We start from the raw sequence: 20,652 nt of genomic DNA on the forward strand, positions 1-20,652 counted from the left end.
ACGCGCGCCTGCCGCACGGGCGCGCGCCCTTTGGTCGTCGTTTACAACCATAGGGAGCATTTATGCAAGCATGGCGCAGAAAGTGGCAGAGCCTGCCGCGCGGCCTGGTGGTGTTGATAACCGCGCTGGTTATCTATGTCCCCCTGTCGTTTATCATCATTCAAAGCTTCCTCTCGGCTCCGTTTTTCTCTCCCTCCAAGGTCTTCAGCCTGGAGGCCTTCGAGTTCATCTTTACCGATCCGGATTTCTACAAGGCGCTGAAAAGCGGCTTTATTCTGGCATTCGGCCTGGTGATTATCGCCATCCCGCTCGGCGGCATTTTGGCCTTCCTGATGGTGCGCACCGATCTGCCGGGGCGGCGGATCATCGAACCGCTGATTCTGGTACCGATCTTCGTGTCGCCGATGGTGCTGGGTTTCGGTTACGTGGTGGCGGCGGGGCCGGTCGGCTTCTTCTCGCTGTGGGCGGAAGCGTTGCTGGGTTTCGTGCCGTGGAACATCTATTCGATGGCCAGCATCGTGGTGATAGCCGGGTTGACGCACGTGCCCCACGCGTATCTGTACATCTCCTCGGCGCTGCGCAGCGTGGGCTCCGACGTTGAAGAAGCGGCGCGCACCGCCGGCGCTACGCCGCTGCAGGTGATGACCGCCGTCAGCCTGCCGATGGTGCGGCCGTCTATCTTGTACGCCGGGGTGCTGCTGTTCTTCCTCGGGCTGGAGGTGTTCGGCCTGATGCTGGTGCTGGGCGATCCGGAAGGCAACCTGGTGCTGGCGACCTACCTGTATCAGTTGACCAACAAGCTGGGTACGCCTTCTTACCACCTGATGGCGGCGGTAGCGGTGGTGCTGATCTGCATCACCATTCCATTGGTGATGCTGCAGCGCAGTCTGATGCGTACCGCCAACCGTTTCGTCACCGTCAAGGGCAAAGCCTCGCAGGCGCGCGCGCTGCCGCTGGGCAAATGGCGCTGGGTGGCCGGCGCGGTGGTGATGTTCTGGCTGACCGTGACCATCGGCGTGCCGCTGATCGGCGTAGTGCTGCGCGCCTTTATCTCCAACTGGGGCGTGGGCGTGTCTGTCTGGGACGAACTGTCGATCAACACCTTCCGCACCATCTGGGCGCAACCCAACCTGCTGCGCGCCATCGTCAACTCGATGGCGATCGGGGTGATCGGCGGGGCGCTGGCGGTGGCGTGCTATCTGTTTATCGGCATTGCCATGCACCGCAAGCCGGATGGCGCCACGCGCTTCCTCGACTACAGCGTGCTGGTGCCGCGCGCGGTGCCGGGGCTGTTGGCCGGCCTGGCGTTCCTGTGGGTGTTTCTGTTCCTGCCGATGTGGTTGGACAAATCGCTTAAGGAAGGCTGGCTGTCAGTGCTGCCGATGGCCGAGTGGCTGCGCGAGAACGTGATCGTCTGGCTGCGTTCGCTGCGCAGCACCATCTTCAGCGTCTGGCTGGCGTACACCGTAGTGTGGATGGCTTACGGCCTGCGGCTGATCTCTTCTACGCTGCTGCAGGTGGGACCGGAGCTGGAGGAGGCGGCGCGCAGCGCCGGCGCCAGCCGCGGTCAGATCACCCGCCACGTCACCATTCCGCTGTCGCGCTACGGCCTGATCGGCTCCTGGTTGCTGATGTTCCTGATCTTTGAACGCGAATATTCCACCGGGGTGTATCTGCTGTCTCCGGGCACAGAAACCATCGGCTCGATGCTGGTTTCCCTGTGGGCCGCGGGCGCTATCGATATCGTCGCCGCGCTGTCGTTCATCAATATCCTGCTGGTGGTGTTGGGGCTGGGGATCGCCTTGCGCTTTGGAGTGAAATTACATGATTGAACTTTCGGTAGAGAATCTGCATTTGACCTATGGCGACAACCCGGTGTTGAAAGGGGTGTCGATGGATCTGAAACGGGGCGAAGTGGTCTCGCTGCTGGGCCCGTCGGGCAGCGGCAAAACCACGCTGCTGCGGGCGGTAGCCGGGCTGGAGAAACCGAGCCAGGGCCGGATCGTCATCGGCAACAGCGCGGTGTACAACGGCAGCGCACGCAGTGAAATTCCCGCCGAAGAGCGCAATCTGGGGCTGGTGTTTCAGTCCTACGCCCTGTGGCCGCATAAAACGGTGTTTGAGAACGTCGCTTACCCGCTGAAACTGCGTAAGACTGCCTCGGCGGAAATCGCCCAGCGGGTGCAGGCGGTGCTGGATCAACTCGGGCTGGGGCATTTGGCCAAACGCCATCCGCACCAGCTCTCCGGCGGCCAGCAGCAGCGCGTGGCGATCGGGCGCGCGCTGGTCTACAACCCGCCGGTGATCCTGCTGGATGAGCCGCTGTCCAACCTTGACGCCAAGCTGCGCGAAGAGGCGCGGGTATTCCTGCGCGAGTTGATCATCAAGCTCGGTCTGTCGGCACTGATGGTGACTCACGATCAGAACGAGGCGATGGCCATTTCCGATCGCATCCTGCTGCTCAATAACGGCAAAATCGAACAGCAGGGCACGCCGCAGGAGATGTACGGCTCGCCCACCACGCTGTTCACCGCCGAGTTCATGGGCAGCAACAACCGGTTGCCGGGCAAGGTCGTCGCGCTGGAAGGCGATCGGGCGCGCATCGAAGGTAAGGATTGGGCGCTGTGGGGCAAAGCGGGCGAAGGCGTGCAGGTCGGGCAGGAGGGCACGGCGGTGATCCGCGTCGAGCGCGTGCGGTTGGGCGAAGATCCGCAGGGCAACCAGCTTGAGCTGCCGTTGCTGACCAGCATGTATCTCGGCGATCGCTGGGAATACCTGTTCCGCACCGTGGCCGAAGATTTCGTGGTGCGTGCCTATGGCCACGAGGCGCGCGATCAAACGCTGTGCCGGCTCTCCCTGCCGGCCGAGCATTTGTGGATATTCCCGAAAGCTTAACCAGGACGCCCGCCGATGCGGGCGCTCCGTTTACAGAGTTAAACCGCTAGCAGCGATCTTTTCTGGGCGGTGTACGTTTCCCGGCTGGCAACGTCGGCGAAAGTGCGGGTGACGGTCGAATTTTTGCGCGACTATTTTCGTGAGCACTACGGCGAAACGGGGCCGGCGAGCGAAAATTCGTCGCGGTCTTGAGGCCAAAAATGTGCGCCAGATCATCTTATGCTCGTAAAACTCCCGTCCGTTACCTGAGGAACTGTCGCACCTGTTCCTTTTGCCAAAACTTTGGTTTATGCTCAGCTGAAGCGTTTCAGTTGAAGCACTCTTCAACAGAAATGCCGATGTGACGGCGGTGAAAAACCGCTGAAGCGCGGGAATAATGCAAACTCGGCGATTCACAGCGGGCGGTACGATCCACTACTCTATGCGGGTTAGTGAGACAACCAGTCAGCGCCGGGCGGCGCCGGTGAGTCACCCGGCGTGGACGGCCCTTTTTCAGGAGCAGCATGACCATCCGCATAGCGATAAACGGCTTTGGCCGCATCGGCCGCAGCGTATTGCGCGCACTGTACGAATCGGGACGACGGGCGGAAATCTCCGTGGTGGCGATCAACGAGCTGGCGAACGCCGAAGGCATGGCCCATCTGCTGAAGTACGATTCCAGCCACGGCCGCTTTGCGTGGGATGTGCGGCAAGAGTGCGACACGCTGAGCGTCGGAGACGACGCGATTCGCCTGTTGCATCAGCCGGCGGTGGAGCAGTTGCCCTGGGGCGAGCTGGGCGTCGACGTGGTGCTGGACTGCAGCGGCGTGTACGGCAGCCGGGCGGATGGCGAAGCCCATCTGGCGGCGGGGGCGAAGAAAGTGCTGTTCGCCCATCCGGGCGGCAACGATCTGGACGCCACCATCGTGTTTGGCGTCAACCATCAGACGCTGCTGGCGGAACACCGCATCGTGTCCAACGCCTCGTGCACCACCAACTGCATTATTCCGGTGATCAAGCTGCTGGACGACGCCTACAGCATCGAGTCCGGCACCGTGACCACCATTCACTCGGCGATGAACGATCAGCCGGTGATCGACGCGTATCACGCGGATTTGCGGCGCACCCGCGCGGCGAGCCAGTCGATCATTCCGGTCGATACCAAGCTGGCCGCGGGCATCACCCGCATCTTCCCGCAGTTTTGCGATCGCTTCGAGGCTATCTCGGTGCGCGTGCCGACCATCAACGTGACGGCTATCGATCTTAGCGTCAGCGTGAGCGCCGCGGTGAAGGTGGCGGAGGTCAACCAGCTGTTGCAAAAGGCCGCACGGGAATCATTTCGTGGTATAGTTGACTACACGGAATTACCATTGGTCTCGATTGATTTTAACCATGACCCGCACAGCGCTATCGTCGACGGTACGCAGACCCGGGTCAGCGGGCAGCACCTGATAAAGACCTTGGTCTGGTGCGACAATGAATGGGGCTTTGCCAATCGGATGTTGGATACAACACGGGCAATGGCCGCCAGCGGTTTCTAGTACGGCGGCGCCGGCGTGATGGGCGCGCTGCTTAGGCAATTTTATAGAGATTCAATAAAGAGGGTTCACCATGTCTGTAATTAAGATGACCGATCTGGATCTGGCGGGTAAACGCGTACTGATCCGCTCCGATCTGAACGTGCCGGTAAAAGACGGTAAAGTGACTTCCGACGCGCGTATCCGCGCTTCCCTGCCGACTATCGAAGCTGCGCTGAAGCAAGGCGCCCGCGTGATGGTAACCTCCCACCTGGGTCGTCCTACCGAAGGCGAGTACAACGAAGAATTCTCCCTGCTGCCTGTGGTCAACTACCTGAAAGATCATCTGAAATCCCCAGTGCGTCTGGCGAAGGATTATCTGGATGGCGTCGACGTCGCCGAAGGCGAACTGGTGGTGCTGGAAAACGTCCGCTTCAACAAGGGCGAGAAGAAAGACGACGAAACCCTGTCCAAGAAATACGCGGCGCTGTGCGACGTGTACGTGATGGACGCGTTCGGCACCGCGCACCGCGCGCAGGCCTCCACCCACGGCGTGGGCAAGTTCGCGCCTGTCGCCTGTGCCGGCCCGCTGCTGTCCGCCGAGCTGGAAGCGCTGGGCAAGGCCTTGGGCAACCCGGCCCGTCCGATGGTCGCCATCGTGGGCGGCTCTAAAGTCTCCACCAAACTGACCGTGCTGGATTCCCTGTCCAAAATCGCCGATCAGCTGATCGTCGGCGGCGGCATCGCCAACACCTTCGTGGCGGCGCAGGGCAACAACGTGGGCCAGTCCCTGTACGAACCGGATCTGATCCCGAACGCGCAGAAACTGCTGGAAACCTGCGACATCCCGGTTCCGACCGACGTGCGCGTGGCGACCGAGTTCTCTGAAACCGCGACCGCGACCGTGAAGCAGGCCAACGAGATCCAGGACAACGAGCAAATTCTGGATATGGGCGACGTCTCTGCCGAGCGTCTGGCCGTTATCCTGAAGAACGCCAAGACCATTCTGTGGAATGGCCCGGTTGGCGTATTCGAGTTCCCTAACTTCCGTAAGGGCACCGAAATTGTCGCCCGCGCGATCGCCGATAGCGACGCTTTCTCTATCGCTGGCGGCGGCGACACTCTGGCAGCCATCGATCTGTTCGGTATCGCTGACAAAATTTCCTACATCTCCACCGGCGGTGGCGCATTCCTGGAATTCGTTGAAGGGAAACCGCTGCCTGCAGTCGTGATGCTGGAAGAGCGCGCTAAGCAGTAATTCAGACAACGGGAGGCGAAAGCCGCCCGTTTGTTTTATACCGCGCGGCTCACGCTGCGCGGCGTGAAAACATCGATTTACATCCATCTACGGCCGACGAAACAGGACAAAGTAACATGTCTAAAATTTTTGATTTCGTAAAACCGGGTGTCATCACGGGTGATGACGTTCAGAAAGTCTTCGCAGTTGCTAAAGAGAACAACTTTGCGCTGCCAGCGGTAAACTGCGTGGGTACCGACTCCATCAACGCAGTGCTGGAAGCCGCGGCTAAAGTGCGCGCGCCGGTTATCGTTCAGTTCTCCAACGGCGGCGCCGCGTTCATCGCCGGCAAAGGCGTGAAGACCGATGTGCCTCAGGGTGCAGCGATTCTGGGCGCTATCTCTGGCGCACACCACGTTCACCAGATGGCTGAACACTACGGCGTGCCGGTGATCCTGCACACCGACCACTGCGCGAAGAAACTGCTGCCATGGCTGGACGGCCTGCTGGACGCCGGCGAGAAGCACTTCGCCGCTACCGGCAAACCGCTGTTCTCTTCCCACATGATCGATCTGTCTGAAGAATCTCTGGAAGAAAACATCGAGATCTGCAGCGCCTACCTGAAGCGCATGGCCAAAATCGGCATGACGCTGGAAATCGAACTGGGCTGCACCGGCGGTGAAGAAGATGGCGTGGACAACAGCCATATGGATGCTTCCGCACTGTACACCCAGCCGGAAGACGTGGCTTACGCGTACGAAAAACTGAACGCCATCAGCCCGCGCTTCACCATCGCAGCCTCCTTCGGTAACGTGCACGGCGTGTACAAGCCAGGCAACGTCAAGCTGACTCCGACCATTCTGCGTGATTCTCAGGACTACGTGTCCAAGAAATTCAACCTGCCGCACAACAGCCTGAACTTCGTGTTCCACGGCGGTTCCGGTTCTACCGACGCAGAGATCAAAGAGTCTGTGGGTTACGGCGTGATCAAAATGAACATCGACACCGACACCCAATGGGCGACCTGGGATGGCATCCTGCAGTACTACAAAGCGAACGAAGCTTACCTGCAGGGCCAGCTGGGCAACCCGAAAGGCGCCGATCAGCCGAACAAGAAATACTATGATCCACGCGTATGGCTGCGCGCAGCGCAGACCAGCATGGTGACGCGTCTGGAGCAGGCTTTCAAAGATCTGAACGCGGTAGACGTTCTGTAATCTTCGGCACCTGTTGCACGTGCATAAGGCTCCCTGCGGGGAGCCTTTTTCGTTTTCAGCCCAGCAGGCCGGCACCGACGTTGATCGACAGGCCCAGGATCAGCATGTTGAACACGAACGAAATAACCGACTGCACGAGCGCGATTTTACGCACCTCCGCGGCGCCGACCGCCACGTCGGCCGTTTGCGACGCGACCGCGATGGTGAAGGAGAAGTAGGCGAAGTCCAGATAGGTCGGCTCGGTGAGATTGCCGGGAAACAGCAGCGGCAAGGGATCCTGCTGTGCGCCCTGACGGTAAAACTGATGGGCATAGTGCATGGTGAAGGCGGTCGGCAGCAGCAGCCAGGAGACTGCCAGCGTTGCGCCGGTTAACGCCAGATGTAGCGTTTTCAGCGAGTCGCTGGCCTGTTTGGCGCTGCTCAATTCGAACAGGATCGCCAGAATGCTCACCAGACAACCGAAACTGACCAGCGCCAACACCGTGCTGGCGCTTTCATCCTGTCGCCGAGCGATCTGGCGAATGTGCTGCGGTGTGCTGACCAGCATCAGCCGCCAGAGAAACAGCAGATAGAGCCAGGCCAGCGTATTCCAGCCGATCATCAGGCGCTGCAGCAACGAGAGCTGGGCGGGCAGCAGCAGAAAGCACAACAGCCCGGCACCGACGGAAAACAGCAGCCTGGGCCGCACTTGCCAATAGTGTTTGAGCGAAGAGCGAATGTGCATGAAGAACGGATCCCTAGTCGTGAAATAGCCAACGCGCTGTTTTCAGCATAGAAGACGCGGCGGGCGGTTTCGGCTATTTTTAACGCTGACGGTTGGCATGAGCCTTTAATGTTGGTTACCCTTAGGCGGTGGTTTCCTACTGGCTGCCGAGGCCAGTGTATTTTTGCGAGTTTCTCCCGTTAGGGACTGAGTTAGGACGACACGAATGAAAGATTTGAATGTAGTAGACGGCATCAACGGTGCCGGCAACTGGTTGGTGAAGAACCAGGATCTGTTGATCCAGTACGCGGTGAATATCGTCGCCGCCATCGTTATCCTGATCATCGGTTCGATCGTGGCCCGCGTGGTCGGCAATGCGCTGAACCGCGTGATGAAGCTGCGCGGCATCGACGCCACGGTGGCAGACTTCCTGTCGGCGATCGTGCGCTACGGCGTGCTGGCGTTCACCTTCATCGCGGTGCTGGGGCGTGTCGGCGTGCAGACCACCTCGGTGATCGCCGTGCTGGGTGCCGCTGGTTTGGCCGTCGGCCTGGCGCTGCAAGGCTCGCTGTCTAACTTCGCCGCCGGCGTGCTGCTGGTGATCTTCCGCCCGCTGCGCGTGGGTGAATATGTCGATCTGGGCGGCGTGGCCGGTACCGTCGATCAGGTGCAGATTTTCTCCACCACCCTGCGCACCGCAGACAACAAAACCATCGTGGTGCCGAACGGTAAAATCATCGCCGGCAACATCATCAACTACTCCCGCGAGCCGAATCGCCGTGTGGATATCGTGGTAGGCGTGGCCTACAACGCCGATATCGACGTGGTGAAGAAGGTGCTGGGCGATGTGATCGCCGCCGACAAGCGCATCATGCACGCTAAAGGCGTGACCGTGCGTCTGAACGAGATGGCGCCATCTTCCCTGAACTTTGTGACCCGTTCCTGGACCACCAATGCGGAATACTGGAACGTGTACTTCGATCTGATGGAAAACTTCAAGCGCGCGCTGGATGCCCACAACATCGGCATTCCGTTCCCGCAAATGGACGTGCACCTGTATCGCACCGAAGACGCTTCCGCCAAGGCGGAATAACACAGAAGGGGGCCTTGGCCCCCTTTTTTTACTGCAGGCCGAGACGCTACCGATGGCGTCTCGGCCTTTTCTTTTAGGGCGGTCAGATGTCCGCTGCCGGCTCCGTGAGCGGCACGCGGCGGCGCAGGCTGAGGCGATAAAGCAGGAAGATGGCGGCGGCGCCCAACAGCGCCGGCAGCGCCAGCCAGAGGAAGAACACCTCCGTCGAGCCGGCGGCGGTCATCATCCAGGCGCCGAGCATCGAGCCGACGATCGAGCCAAAGCGGCCATTGGCCATGGCCCAACTGACGCCGGTCACGCGGGCTGCGGTCGGGTAAAGGGTGGCGGAAACCAGGTTCAGGCCGTTCTGCGCGCCGGCCACGCCGAAGCCGATAAGGAACACGACGGCGGCCAGCGTGTAGACGTCGCCCATCAGATACCCGGTGGCGCCAATCACCAGCGCGGCACCCAGGTAGGAGACGGCCAGCACGCGGTAGGGCCCGACCCGATCCATCAGCAGCGCCATCAGAATGGCGCCCAGGGTGCCGCCGAGCGGCACCATCGCGCCGATGCGCGAGGCGTGGGCGATATCGAAACCGGCGTCTTTGAGGATCGTCGGCAACCAGCTGGTGAGCAGGTAAAACACGAACAGCGAACAGAAGAATGCCGCCCACAGCAGCAGGGTGCGCACGGCGCGCCCTTCGATAAACAGGTGCGAGATCGGCGACCTGGCCTGCGCCGGGCGCTCGTCATCGACGATGGTTACCCCCGTCCAACGCTGGCCGGTGATGCGCTCGACCACCCGGCGCAGCCGATCGGCATGTTTGGCGCTGGCGGCCATAAAGCGTACTGATTCGGGCATCTGCCAGGCCAACAGCGGCAGCAGCGCCAACGGCGCGATGCCACCGACCAGCAGCAGGCCGCGCCAGCCGAACGTCGGGATGATCTGCCCGGCCAGCAGGCCGCCCAGGGCTAACCCAGCGGTAAAGCCGCTCCAGCTCAAGGTGACCATCAGCATGCGGCGGCGCGCCGGTGAGTACTCCGAGCTGAGGGTGATGCAAGTTGGTATTGCGCCCCCGAGGCCAATGCCGGTGATGAAGCGCAGCAGGGTCAGGGATTCGATCGAATGCGTATAGGCCGAAGCCAGGGTGCAGCCGCCAAACACCAGCACCGCGACGAGCAGCACGCGTTTGCGGCCGAAGGCGTCGGCGATCGGCCCGAACAGCAGGCTGCCGATCAGCAGGCCGAACAGCCCCGCACCGAAGGCGGGAGAGAGCTGAGCGGGCAGCAGATCCCACTCTTCGCGCAGCGCCGGGGCGATATAGCCGATGATGGCGGTATCGAAACCGTCCAGCAGGGCAATGAGGAAACACAGGGTGAGGATCAGGATTTGGTAGGGGGAGATCCTGGCGCGATCGATGATTTCGCTGATGCGAGCGGTATTTGGGCTCATGGTTATTCCACTGTTATTCGGCTGGTGTGGGCTGGCTGAGGGCTGTTCAGGCCAGGCCTGAACCAAAACCGCTGTGGCTGGCATCGCGTAGAAATCCGAGTATACACCAGAGCGGGGACGTTGCGGGGAGGGGGAATTGATGATAATCGCCCGCCACAGGAGGTGCCTGTGGCGGGCGCTGGCAAGGTTATTTGGCTAACAGCTCTCGGCGCACGATCTCGGCACCTGCGCTTAACGCATTCAGCTTGCCGCGGGCGACCTGACGGGGCAGGGGGGCCATGCCGCAGTTGGTCGACGGATAGAGCTTGTCGGCATCGACAAACTGCAGCGCTTTGCGCAGCGTAGCGGCCACTTCTTCCGGCGTCTCAACGGCATGATTCGCTACGTCGATGGCGCCGACCATCACCTTTTTGCCGCGGATCAGTTCAAGCAGATCCATCGGCACGTGCGAGTTATGGCACTCCAGGGAGATGATATCGATGTTGGACGTTTGCAGTTTCGGAAACGCCTCTTCATATTGCCGCCATTCCGAGCCCAGCGTCTTTTTCCAGTCGGTATTGGCTTTAATCCCATATCCATAGCAGATATGTACGGCGGTTTCACACTTAAGCCCTTCAATGGCTCTTTCCAGGGCGGCAATGCCCCAGTCATTCACCTCGTCAAAGAACACGTTAAATGCGGGCTCATCAAACTGAATAATGTCGACGCCGGCGGCCTCGAGCTCTTTAGCTTCCTGATTGAGGATCTTGGCGAACTCCCAGGCCAATTTCTCGCGGCTTTTATAGTGGTTGTCATAAAGCGTGTCGATCATGGTCATCGGCCCCGGCAGGGCCCATTTAATCGGCTGCTTGGTCAGCTGGCGTAAAAATTTGGCGTCTTCAACGAAAACGGGTTTTTGGCGCGAGACCGCCCCCACAACGGTTGGCACGCTCGCCTCGTAGCGATTGCGGATTTTAACCACTTCGCGTTTCTCGAAATCGACGCCGCTGAGGTGTTCGATAAACGTCGTGACGAAGTGCTGGCGCGTTTGCTCGCCATCGCTGACGATATCGATGCCGGCCTGTTGTTGCTCTGCCAGCGACAAACGCAAGGCGTCCTGTTTCCCTTCGATTAATTCTTCATTCTGCAATTTCCAAGGCGACCACAGGGTTTCCGGTTGGGCCAGCCAGACAGGTTTGGGCAAGCTGCCGGCGGTCGACGTAGGGAGCAATATTTTCATAATAGATGACCTGTATTTGAGTGAATCAAAGCGCGTAGTGAGCAGACCATTGCTCAAGAAGAGGTTTATAGGGTTTGATAAATTGCTCTTCCGTAAATTTCCCCTGCTCAATCGCTAACTGGCTACGCTCTTCGCGATCGTAAACAATCTTGGTTAATGAATGATCCTGGTTATTCAGGCTTGGCTGATAGCATTGCCCCGCCGCCGAGTTGGCATTGTAAATTTCAGGCCGATAAATTTTCTGGAAGGTCTCCATCGTGCTGATGGTGCCGATCAGTTCCAGATCGGTGTAATCGCTCAGCAAATCCCCGGGGAAATAAAACGCCAGGGGCGCGACGCTATTTTTCGGCATGAAGTAGCGCACCTGCAGGCCCATTTTTTTAAAATACTGGTCGGTCAGCGAAGCGCCGTCTTGCCGATACTCGTCGCCCAACACCGGGTGTTGATTGCCCGTCCGATGGTAGGTGTCTTTGCTGGACACGCTGAGGCAGATCACCGGCGGTTTGCTGAAATTTTCATGGTATTCGTTTGAATTGACGAAGTGCTTAAAGATATTGCCGTGCAAATCGCCGAAATCATCCGGAATGGTAAATTCCGCCGTGTTTTTATTGTGCGCCGGCAGCAAGACGCTAAAGTCGTAGTCGCGCACGTAAGAGGAGAAATTGTTCCCAACGATGCCCTCGATACGCTTTTGCGTTTTTTTATCAATGATGTTGGTTTTCAGGATTTCGATCACCGGGAAGCTGGCACCCTGATCTTCAACGCGCATCTCAACCGAGATGATTTCAAGCTCGACCGAATAGCGATCGGCCTTGGGGTTATCCCAATGCGCCAACGTATTGAAGCGGTTGTTAATCATCACCAGCGTATTGCGCAGGTTCTCCCGGCGGTTTTCCCCTCTGGCCAAATTGGCGAAGTTGGTGGTGATACGCGTACTTTCAGAAGGGTTATAATCTTCATTGAAAGAACTGCTCTTAATCGTAAAGGTAAAGTCTCTATTCATCGTCTTATAGCATCCTGTTATATGGTATGACGGCTGGATTTATCCATTTCTTTCAATGGGTTGTTTTTCTCTTTTTTTCATTCAGCCGATTTCATATTGTCTGTCGTTAATGAGGTCTATTTTTGCCAGAGTCCCGCAGGGAGTGAAAGAGACTTAATTTCATTACCACATGAGCGCTATTCATGATCTGGCGTTCGGGGCGGTTTATCGCCGTTGCTCTGCAGCGCAAACCGCCAACGTACCGGGCCGGCAACCTGGTGCAGCCTGAAAAATTACGGGTATAATCCCCCCATGATCCCACGGCTTCAGACACGAACATGACAAAACTCACCTTACAAGAGCAGATGCTCAAAGCGGGCTTGGTAACCAGCAAGAAAATGGCCAAAGTCCAAAGAACGGCTAAAAAATCACGCGTTCAGGCCCGTGAGGCCAGAGAGGCGGTGGAAGAGAATAAAAAGGCGCAGCTTGAGCGCGATAAAGCGCTGAACGAGCAGCAAAAGCAAGCCGCGCTGTCCAAAGAATACAAGGCGCAGGTGAAGCAACTGATCGAGATGAACCGCATCGTTCTGGCGAAAGGTGATATCGGTTTCAACTTCACCGACGGCAACCTGATCAAGAAAATCCTGGTGGATAAGGCGACGCAGACTCAGCTGATCAATGGCCGCCTCGCCATTGCCCGCTTGGTGGTCGAGAACCGGGAAGAGTGTGAATACGCGATTATCCCCGCGAGCGTCGCCGATAAAATCGCGCAGCGCGATGCGGCCAGCATTGTGCTGCACAGTGCGCTGAGTCAGGAAGAGCAGGATGAAGACGATCCGTACGCCGACTTTAAAGTGCCCGACGATTTGATGTGGTAAGCCGCGTTCAGAACGGCGCGGCGTGACGAGCGGCGATCCGCTCTCCGCTGATGGGGTGCACAAAGTCCAGCTCGCTGGCGTGCAGCATCAGCCGCGGCGTCTGTTCGGTACCCGGCAGCAGGCGCCCGCCGTACAGATCGCAGCCTAAAATAGGGTGGCCCAACTGCCGGCTGTGAATACGCAGCTGGTGGGTGCGCCCGGTCTCCGGGGTGAGCTGCACCCGCGTCAGCGGCAGCGGGATCCCGCCTTCCGTTTCACGATAAAAACGCTCGACGACCCGATAGCGGGAGCGGGCGGGCTTGCCGTGGAGGGCGCAAATCGACATCAGCGGGAACAGCGCCGGATCTTTGGCGATCGCCACGTCTATGACCCCTTCGTTATTCGCCAGATGGCCGCACAGCAGCGCGCTGTACACTTTGCTGACGGTGCGCTCGCTGAACTGCCGGCAGAGCGCGGCGTTGGCGGCCTTGTTGCGGGCCACCACCATCAACCCGGACGTGCCGAAATCCAGGCGGTGCACCAGGGCGCAGCCGGGGAAGATCTGTACCAGCCGGTGGTGTACCGAATCGAGATTCTGCGGATTCTTGCCCGAGAGGCTGAGCAGCCCGGCCGGCTTATTGATCAGCGCCAGATGATCGTCCTGATAGAGGATCTCTATTGGGTCATGGCATGGCGGGGCAATAAAGGTATCGGTGATCGTAGACATCGGGCGGCCGGCTGGTGGGTGGGGGCGGATGATAGCGAATTTCGCGTCGATGAGCGAATGCGGTTTTCGTTACACTGCGGCTCATGCCCGTTGGCACCCGATGCGGCAAAGCATCGGGTGCCACGGTTAAGTCCCCGGCGCTCTACTGCCCGTAGTAGGCGTTTTGGCCGTGTTTGCGCAGGTAGTGTTTGTCCAACAGCTCGCGCTGCATGCTGTGAATGCCCGGCGTCAGCTGGCGCGAGAAAATGCCCATGTAGGCGATCTCTTCCAGCACCACCGCATTATGCACCGCGTTGTGGGCGTCTTTGCCCCAGGCGAAGGGGCCGTGGGCATTGACCAGTACCGCCGGGATCGCGTTGGGATTGATATCGCGCTGGCGGAAGGTTTCGATAATCACGTTGCCGGTTTCCAGTTCGTAATCGTGCTCAATTTCATCCTGGGTCATCAGGCGAGTGCAGGGGATAGCGCCATAAAAATAGTCGGCGTGGGTGGTTCCCCAGGCGGGGATGTCCAGCCCGGCCTGCGCCCAGATGGTGGCGTGGCGCGAATGGGTGTGGACGATGCCGCCGATATCGGCAAATTCGCGGTACAGCGCCAGATGGGTGGCGGTGTCCGACGACGGTTTTTTTGCCCCCTCGACGGTGCGGCCGCTGGCCAGATCGACCACCACCATATCCTCCGCCGTCATATGCTCGTATTCAACGCCGGAAGGCTTGATCACCACCAGACCGCGTTCGCGATCCACCGCGCTGACGTTGCCCCAGGTAAAGGTCACCAGCTTATGGCGCGGCAGATCGAGATTGGCCTCCAGCACCTGTTGTTTTAACTGAGTCAGCATGTTATGCCCCCTTGTTGCATTTTCTGTTCGATCCAGCGGCGGGCCTGAACGATCTCGGCCACCGGCTCCTCGGCTTTTTCGGTCCACATCTCAATCAGGAATGCGCCGCGGTAATTGAGGCGCTGCAGCGTGCGAAACACCTCGACGAAGTCGACGCAGCCTTCGCCAAACGGCACGTCGCGGAATTGCCCCGGCGAAGTGGCGGTGACCGGGTAGGTGTCTTTCAGGTGAATGGCGGCGATGCGATCGATGCCCAGCTCCAGCTCGCGCGGCACGTCATTGCCCCAGGCGCTGAGGTTGCCGACGTCTGGATACACCGAGAACCACGGCGAGGCCAGCAGGGCGTCCCAGGCTTTCCATTTAGCGATCGAGTTCATAAAGGCGGTGTCCATAATTTCCACCGCCAGCATCACCTGGGCGGCGGCGGCACGGTCTACCGCCCACTGCATGCCTTCGCTAAAGCGCGCCAGCGTCCCCTCGTCCTGCTCTTCGTAATACACGTCGTAGCCGGCCAGCTGGATCGTCCGGATACCGACATCTTTGGCCAGCTGAATGGCCTGTTCCATCACGTCGAAGGCGCGCTGTCGCAGCGCCGGATCGTGGCTGCCAAACGGAAAGCGCCGGTGGCCGGAGAGGCACATCGACGGAATGCGGATGCCGGTTTCCAGCATGGCGTCCACCAGCGCCAGGCGCTGCGCCTTGCTCCAGCTCAGGCGCGCCAGACGTTCATCGCTTTCGTCCACCGACATTTCGACGAAGTCGAAGCCGCAGGCCTTGGCCAGCGCCAGGCGTTCGGGCCAGCTCAGGTGTTTCGGCAGCGCTTTCTCGTAAATTCCCAACGGGTGCTGACGCATATCATGATCTCCAGATGTCATCGATGGCGGTGCGGAACTGCCTGGCGGCGGCCGGCGGATCGCCGGCCTCGGCCAGCGCGCGGCCGGCGATAAAGGCGGTGACGGCGATTTCTTTAAACAGCTGCAGGTCGGCGGGCGTGATGCCGCCGGTCACCGACAGCTCGATGCCCAGATCGGACAGCGCCTTCATCCGATCCAGATCCTGCCGGCCCCAGGTTTGCCCGCTGGCCTGCGCGTCGCGGCCGCGGTGATAGATCGCCTGACGAATGCCGAGGCCGCGCCATTGCCGCGCATCCTCCAATGTCCAGCGGCCGAACAGTTCGATCTGGATTTCACCGCCGTGACGCTCGGCGACCTCCCGCGCGCTGGCCATGGTGGCCAACGGCGCGGCGCAGATCACCGTCATCCAGTCCGCACCCTGGCCGAAGGCCTGATCGGCCAGCGTCGCACCGGCGTCGGCCACCTTGAGATCGGCCACCAGCGTGTGCTGCGGACAGCGTTCACGCAGCGCGCTAACCGCCTGAATACCGGCGCTGATGCACAAAATGGTACCGGCCTCGATGATGTCCACATGGGGGCTGAGGGTCTCGGCGGTGCGCAGCGCCGTATCCAAACGGGTTTGATCGAGCGCCAGCTGCAGGCGCGGTTTCGTGCTCATGGGGCCTCCTTGTTGGCGGGCTGCAGATTTTGCAATGCAGCAATCAGCGCCTGATAACGTTGGTGTTTGTGGTCGTAAGCTTCGGCGGCGGCCGCATCAGGCAGCAGCCGCTCGATACGCGGCGCCAGCCGGTGCTGGGCGGCGGTGAAATCGTTGAAGACGCCGCTGCCGACCATGGCCGCCATCGCCGCGCCCAGACAGCCGGTTTCTTCCACCTGCGGCAGCTCAACCGGCAGGCCGCTGACGTCGGCGAACATTTGCATCCAGGGGCGGGATTTGGCGGGGCCGCCGGTCACGCGCAGCGCCTGCGCCTCAGGGAAACGCCGGCGCATACGGTTAAGGTGCGTCATGTGGCAGAACACCACGCCTTCGTAGATCGCCTGCACCAGGTGCTCGCGCTGGTGGAAGGCCTGCAGGCCGTAGAAGCTGGCGCTCAGCCCCAGGCCGGCGTTGGAGCCATACAGGAAAGGGGCGAACAGCAGATCGCCGGCGGCTTTCGGCAGGGCGGCGACCCAGCGGTTAAGCTGGTCGTAGTCCTGCAGCCCCCATTGGTGACAGAACCACTCCAGGTTGGCGGCGGAAGTGGGGCTGGCTTCGTGCACGATGTATTGGCCGTTTTCGGCGTGGCGGCCATAGACAAAGGGATGATCGAAACCCTCGATGATGGCGTCGGTGATGCCGCTGGTGACCGACCAGGTCCCCATCACCGCGTTGAGCCGGGTTTCGTCCTGCAGGCCGGCGCACAACGCGGTGGACACCACGTCGAACAACCCGCCGACCACCGGAGTGCCGGTTTGCAGGCCGGTGATGGCCGCGGCGTTTGCCTCGACGCGCCCGGCGATCTCGGCCGAACCGACGATCGTCGGCAGGGCGGGCATGATGTCGCCGATACCCAGCAGCTGCGCCAGCGCCGGGTCATAGCGTCCGCTGCGCATCTGATACAGGTTGGATTCGGAGATATTGGTTTCTTCGCAGGCCAGCTCGCCGGTCAGGCAATAGCGCAGGTAGTCGTGCGCCATCAGCACGCTCCCGATGCGGGCGTAACGTTCCGGCTGATGCCGCTTCAGCCAGCGCAGCAGCGAGACCGGGTGCCCGGTCCACAGCGTTTGGCGCGTTTGCGGATACAGCGCCTGCGGCACGCCCTGTCGCTGCCATTCCTGCACCAGCGCCAGCGCGCGCTGATCGGAAGAGAGCATGGCGTTGCCCAGCGGCTGCCCCTGCTTATCCAGCAGAAACGCCCCCTTACCCTGCGCCGAGATGCCGATGGCCTGGATGGCGCCGGCGGCGACGCCGCTAGCGGACAGCACTTCACGGATCACGTCGGCGGCGGTGCGCCACAGCGATGCCATATCGCGCTCGGCCCAGCCGGGCTGCGGCGCGACGATCGCTAGATTGCGCCGCGCAACGCCGTGTTCATGGCCGCTGCGGTCGTATAATCCCGCCTTGATGAAGGTACCGCCGCAGTCGAGCCCCAGCCAATATTCCATCATTCGCTCCTCGCGCTGTGGTCGCATTTATTGGGCAGCATCAACGCCAGCACGGAGGCGATCGCCAGCGAGGCTGCCAGGCTGTAGACGCCGACATCCTTGTTGAACAGGCTGATCAGGACGCCGACCATATACGGGCCGCAAAAGCCGCCGAGGTTGCCCAGCGCATTGATCACGCCACGTGCGCCGCCGGCCACTTCGGCGTTGAACAATTTGGGCGGGATGGTCCAGAACACCCCGGCCGCCGCCTGAATGAATACGCCGCAGCCGACCAGCGCAGCGTAAGACCACCAGATGTGCTCCTTCAGCAGCACCGACAGCGCCATGCAGGCGGCAAAGCAGGCCAGCGGCAGGGCGACGAAGACTTTGCGCTTACCGGTGCGATCGGAGAGGGTGGAGATGATCAGCATGCCGAAGATGGCGCCGATATAGGGCAAGATAGCCAGCAGGCCCACTTGCTCCATATCGCCGTGGGTCAGCCCTTTCAAAATGGTCGGCAGCCACAGGGTGTAGCCGTAGATACCGGTCTGGTAGAAAAAATTCACCAGGATCAGCTGCCACATGATCCGGTCGCCCAGCACCCGGCGCAGCGAGGCGTTGCGCACCGTTTTTCCTTTGATCAGCAGCTGTTCGTCGTGCAGGGTCTTTACCAGATACTCTTTTTCCGCCTGCGAGATCCATTTGGCTTCCTGCGGCCGGTTGCTGATGGTGAAGTACCACAGCGCCATGACTACCAGCGACAGAGCGCCCTCCACCAGAAACAGCATGCGCCAGTCCCAGGCGGTGATGATCCAACCCGACAGCGGGGCGGTGAGAATCCCGGCGATCGGCACGAACATGATGACGATGGCGTTGGCGCGGCCGCGCTCCTTATCCGGGAACCAGTTGCTGATCATGGTCAGCACCACCGGCAGCATGCCGCCTTCGGAAACGCCGAGGGCGAAGCGCAGGAACAGCAGCTGGTACTGATTGGTGACCAGCCCGGTCAGCACCGAGATCACCGCCCAGGCCAACAGTGACCAGCCGATGAATTTCTTGCCGTTGCCGTATACCGCCAGCTTGCCGCCGGGCACCTGCAGAAACAGGTAACCGATAAAGAAGATGCCGCCGGCCAGCCCGGCCATCGAGGCGGTGATGCCGAGTTCGTCATCCATGCCGCCGGGCATGGCGAAGGCGATGTTGACCCGATCCATGTAAGAAATGATGCAGGTGATGAGGATCGGCGGCACGATCCTCAGCCAGCGGAGCTTGGGAATAGCCTGGCTTTGGCTGACGGAAACGGAGGCTGTATTCATAAGGACCTCTTTCGATGTTCACTTTTTTGTAGGGTCGGGCGTTATTGTTTTGCTTAATTTGGGCGCAAGGGCGCCCGCACAGGCCTCATGGACCGGTGTTGTTATCGTTACGGGTGCTGCGTCTATCGGGCGCTAAACGACGCCAGCGGTATCTTCACCACCACCTTGCGTATCGCGCAGGGGCGTTGGTTAATGCAGGCCGGGCGATGCACGTCCTGCGGAAAAAATACCGCGAAGTTGCCGGGGCGCATCGTGAGCCAGGATTCGTCGGCCACGTCCTGATAAAACAGGATGTCGCGCTGCGCCAGCAGCTCCTGATGAATGACGTTGTCGCCGTTGTCCGCCGCTACGCCGATAAGCTCGGTACCGCTGACCAGAAACTGCACGTCGACGTTTTGCCGGTGGACTTCCGGGCGTAGCGCATCCGGTGGTTGGGTATGCAGATCCAGCACTTGCACCACGTAGCCGGTGGCGGGATCTTCATAGCGCCCTGCGGGCAAGACGCTGAAATCGGTGCGCTGCAAATAGGCGACGGCGTTGGCGACCGGCGTCGGGTACTGCTCGGGCGCGGTGTTGGCGATGTGGCCGAATATCATGATGATCCTCCCGTTACAGCGCCTGAATGCGCGCCCAGACTCGTTCGTCAACCGGAATGCCGTCGCGCAGGTTTTCTTCCAGAATGCGCGGGAACTTGTGGCCCGGCAGGCGAATGGCGACGTCGGGGTTGTCCCGTTCGGCGCTGGTGACGTAATCCATGATGCGCTGCAGTTTTTGATCGCGGCTGTCGCCGTCGATCAACCGATCTATCTCAATTGCGATGAACACCTGCGAGACGCCGTATTCGTCGCGGTGATCTTCCGTCACTTCCGCCACCGAGGCGCCGCCGGACAGCAGGGTGGCGATCATGTCCAGCACGATCGACAGTGCCGATCCCTTCCAATACCCCATCGGCAAAATGCGCCGGTTCTCTTCGATGGTGGCCGGATCGCGGGTCAGGCGGCCGTCGTTGTCGAAGCCGCCGTCCACCGGCAGGGTTTTGCCCGCCAGCCGGTTCAGCTCCAGCGCGCCGTAGGAAAACATCGACATCGACATGTCCACCATGGTGATCGGGTTGCCGGGCACGGCGACGATCAGCGGGTTGGTGCCGATACGGCACGTTTTGGCGCCCCACGGTGGCATCACGGCGATCGAGTTGGTCCAGCAAATGCCGATATAGCCTTTCTCCGCCGCCTGCCAGCCGTAACCGCCGCCGCGCATCCAATGGTTGGCGTTGCGCAGCGCCACCAGGCCGATGCCATGCTCGTCGGCTAACTGCATGGCGCGATCCATCATGCGGCGGGCGGTAAGGTTGCCGATGCCCTGGTGCGCATCCCATTGCTCGATCGCCCCCAGAGACAACAGTTTGCTGGGTTCGGCGTCCGGCACGATATCGCCGGCGTCCAGCTGCTGAATAAAGCGCGGAAAGCGGTTAACGCCGTGGGAGTAAACGCCGCTGGCGGTGGTGTCGGCGAACATGCCGGCGCAGTCGTCGGCGATAGGTTCCGCCACGCCGCGCGCCAGCAGCACGCGTTTGAATTGCTGTTTTAACTCGCTGTAACTCACTCTCATGCCGGTTCTCCGCCTGTGCGAATCGTCTGTTTTTGGTTCGCTAAATTTCAATAT

19 protein-coding genes and 1 pseudogene are annotated in these 20,652 nt (G+C 60.4%); 8 read left to right on the top strand and 12 right to left on the bottom strand.

All coding sequences use genetic code 11. The features are described 5' to 3' along the window. The first annotated feature begins 62 nt into the window (after nt 1-62). From WA302_RS17695 to fbaA, 6 genes and pseudogenes are all read left to right on the top strand, one after another. Nucleotides 63-1,832 (top strand): ABC transporter permease, encoded by a 1,770-nt coding sequence (locus tag WA302_RS17695; RefSeq protein ID WP_313244676.1) that lies wholly within the window; start codon nt 63-65, stop codon nt 1,830-1,832. After that, nucleotides 1,825-2,895, top strand: coding sequence for an ABC transporter ATP-binding protein (locus tag WA302_RS17700; RefSeq protein ID WP_043142690.1), 1,071 nt, complete (start codon nt 1,825-1,827; stop codon nt 2,893-2,895). Before WA302_RS17695 ends, WA302_RS17700 begins: the two co-directional genes overlap by 8 nt. A gap of 63 nt (nt 2,896-2,958) precedes the next feature. Next, nucleotides 2,959-3,087: pseudogene (locus tag WA302_RS17705) on the top strand (LysR family transcriptional regulator); the annotation flags it as partial. Between the two features lie 311 nt (nt 3,088-3,398). Then, nucleotides 3,399-4,415, top strand: a complete 1,017-nt coding sequence (epd, locus tag WA302_RS17710) for an erythrose-4-phosphate dehydrogenase (protein ID WP_004931582.1) — start codon at nt 3,399-3,401, stop codon at nt 4,413-4,415. 70 nt (nt 4,416-4,485) lie between these two features. After that, nucleotides 4,486-5,649 (top strand): phosphoglycerate kinase, encoded by a 1,164-nt coding sequence (pgk, locus tag WA302_RS17715; protein ID WP_025160206.1) that lies wholly within the window; start codon nt 4,486-4,488, stop codon nt 5,647-5,649. Nucleotides 5,650-5,765: 116 nt separating this feature from the next. Continuing rightward, entirely contained in the window at nt 5,766-6,845 is a 1,080-nt protein-coding gene (fbaA, locus tag WA302_RS17720) for a class II fructose-bisphosphate aldolase (RefSeq protein WP_025304179.1), read from the top strand. Between the two features lie 55 nt (nt 6,846-6,900). On the opposite strand, the gene WA302_RS17725 is transcribed toward fbaA, so the two are convergent. Next, a complete protein-coding gene (locus WA302_RS17725; RefSeq protein WP_025304178.1) occupies nt 6,901-7,569 on the bottom strand; it encodes a DUF1345 domain-containing protein in 669 nt (222 codons plus the stop codon). 205 nt (nt 7,570-7,774) lie between these two features. Here WA302_RS17725 and mscS point away from each other — a divergent pair, with 205 nt between their 5' ends. Further along, the gene (gene mscS, locus WA302_RS17730) at nt 7,775-8,641 is read left to right on the top strand and encodes a small-conductance mechanosensitive channel MscS (protein WP_025304177.1); all 867 of its coding nucleotides are present in this window, start codon (nt 7,775-7,777) and stop codon (nt 8,639-8,641) included. Between the two features lie 82 nt (nt 8,642-8,723). On the opposite strand, the gene WA302_RS17735 is transcribed toward mscS, so the two are convergent. The 3 genes from WA302_RS17735 to WA302_RS17745 form a co-directional block, all read right to left on the bottom strand. Beyond that, entirely contained in the window at nt 8,724-10,073 is a 1,350-nt protein-coding gene (locus tag WA302_RS17735; protein ID WP_164068693.1) for an MFS transporter, read from the bottom strand. Between the two features lie 187 nt (nt 10,074-10,260). Then, on the bottom strand, nt 10,261-11,292 hold the full coding sequence (locus tag WA302_RS17740) for a methionine synthase (protein ID WP_025304175.1): 1,032 nt from the start codon (nt 11,290-11,292) through the stop codon (nt 10,261-10,263). 25 nt (nt 11,293-11,317) lie between these two features. Then, on the bottom strand, nt 11,318-12,295 hold the full coding sequence (locus WA302_RS17745; protein ID WP_336064644.1) for a DUF1852 domain-containing protein: 978 nt from the start codon (nt 12,293-12,295) through the stop codon (nt 11,318-11,320). A gap of 317 nt (nt 12,296-12,612) precedes the next feature. Between WA302_RS17745 and WA302_RS17750 the strand changes: the two genes are divergently transcribed. Continuing rightward, entirely contained in the window at nt 12,613-13,152 is a 540-nt protein-coding gene (locus WA302_RS17750) for a DUF2058 domain-containing protein (protein ID WP_025304173.1), read from the top strand. Between the two features lie 7 nt (nt 13,153-13,159). Here the strand turns inward: WA302_RS17750 and WA302_RS17755 are convergent, their stop codons facing one another. The 8 genes from WA302_RS17755 to yiaK all read right to left on the bottom strand — a co-directional run bounded on the left by WA302_RS17755 (nt 13,160) and on the right by yiaK (nt 20,598). Further along, entirely contained in the window at nt 13,160-13,858 is a 699-nt protein-coding gene (locus WA302_RS17755; protein ID WP_167324589.1) for an RluA family pseudouridine synthase, read from the bottom strand. Nucleotides 13,859-14,000: 142 nt separating this feature from the next. After that, complete coding sequence (gene araD, locus WA302_RS17760; protein ID WP_025304171.1) at nt 14,001-14,696, bottom strand: L-ribulose-5-phosphate 4-epimerase; 696 nt, start codon at nt 14,694-14,696, stop codon at nt 14,001-14,003. After that, on the bottom strand, nt 14,690-15,550 hold the full coding sequence (locus WA302_RS17765) for an L-ribulose-5-phosphate 3-epimerase (RefSeq protein WP_336064645.1): 861 nt from the start codon (nt 15,548-15,550) through the stop codon (nt 14,690-14,692). The genes araD and WA302_RS17765 overlap by 7 nt, the downstream gene beginning before the upstream one ends. Before the next feature lies 1 nt (nt 15,551). After that, entirely contained in the window at nt 15,552-16,208 is a 657-nt protein-coding gene (gene ulaD, locus WA302_RS17770; RefSeq protein WP_043142675.1) for a 3-keto-L-gulonate-6-phosphate decarboxylase UlaD, read from the bottom strand. Beyond that, nucleotides 16,205-17,695, bottom strand: coding sequence for an FGGY-family carbohydrate kinase (locus WA302_RS17775; protein ID WP_089181259.1), 1,491 nt, complete (start codon nt 17,693-17,695; stop codon nt 16,205-16,207). Before WA302_RS17775 ends, ulaD begins: the two co-directional genes overlap by 4 nt. Continuing rightward, nucleotides 17,695-18,990, bottom strand: coding sequence for an MFS transporter (locus tag WA302_RS17780; RefSeq protein ID WP_089181258.1), 1,296 nt, complete (start codon nt 18,988-18,990; stop codon nt 17,695-17,697). Before WA302_RS17780 ends, WA302_RS17775 begins: the two co-directional genes overlap by 1 nt. Nucleotides 18,991-19,112: 122 nt before the next feature. After that, nucleotides 19,113-19,586, bottom strand: coding sequence for a YhcH/YjgK/YiaL family protein (locus WA302_RS17785; RefSeq protein ID WP_025304166.1), 474 nt, complete (start codon nt 19,584-19,586; stop codon nt 19,113-19,115). 13 nt (nt 19,587-19,599) lie between these two features. Next, entirely contained in the window at nt 19,600-20,598 is a 999-nt protein-coding gene (yiaK, locus tag WA302_RS17790) for a 3-dehydro-L-gulonate 2-dehydrogenase (RefSeq protein ID WP_043142670.1), read from the bottom strand. Nucleotides 20,599-20,652 lie beyond the last annotated feature (54 nt).

This window comes from Serratia sp. 201, from assembly GCF_037027545.1.
Classification (GTDB): Bacteria; Pseudomonadota; Gammaproteobacteria; order Enterobacterales; family Enterobacteriaceae; genus Serratia; species Serratia bockelmannii.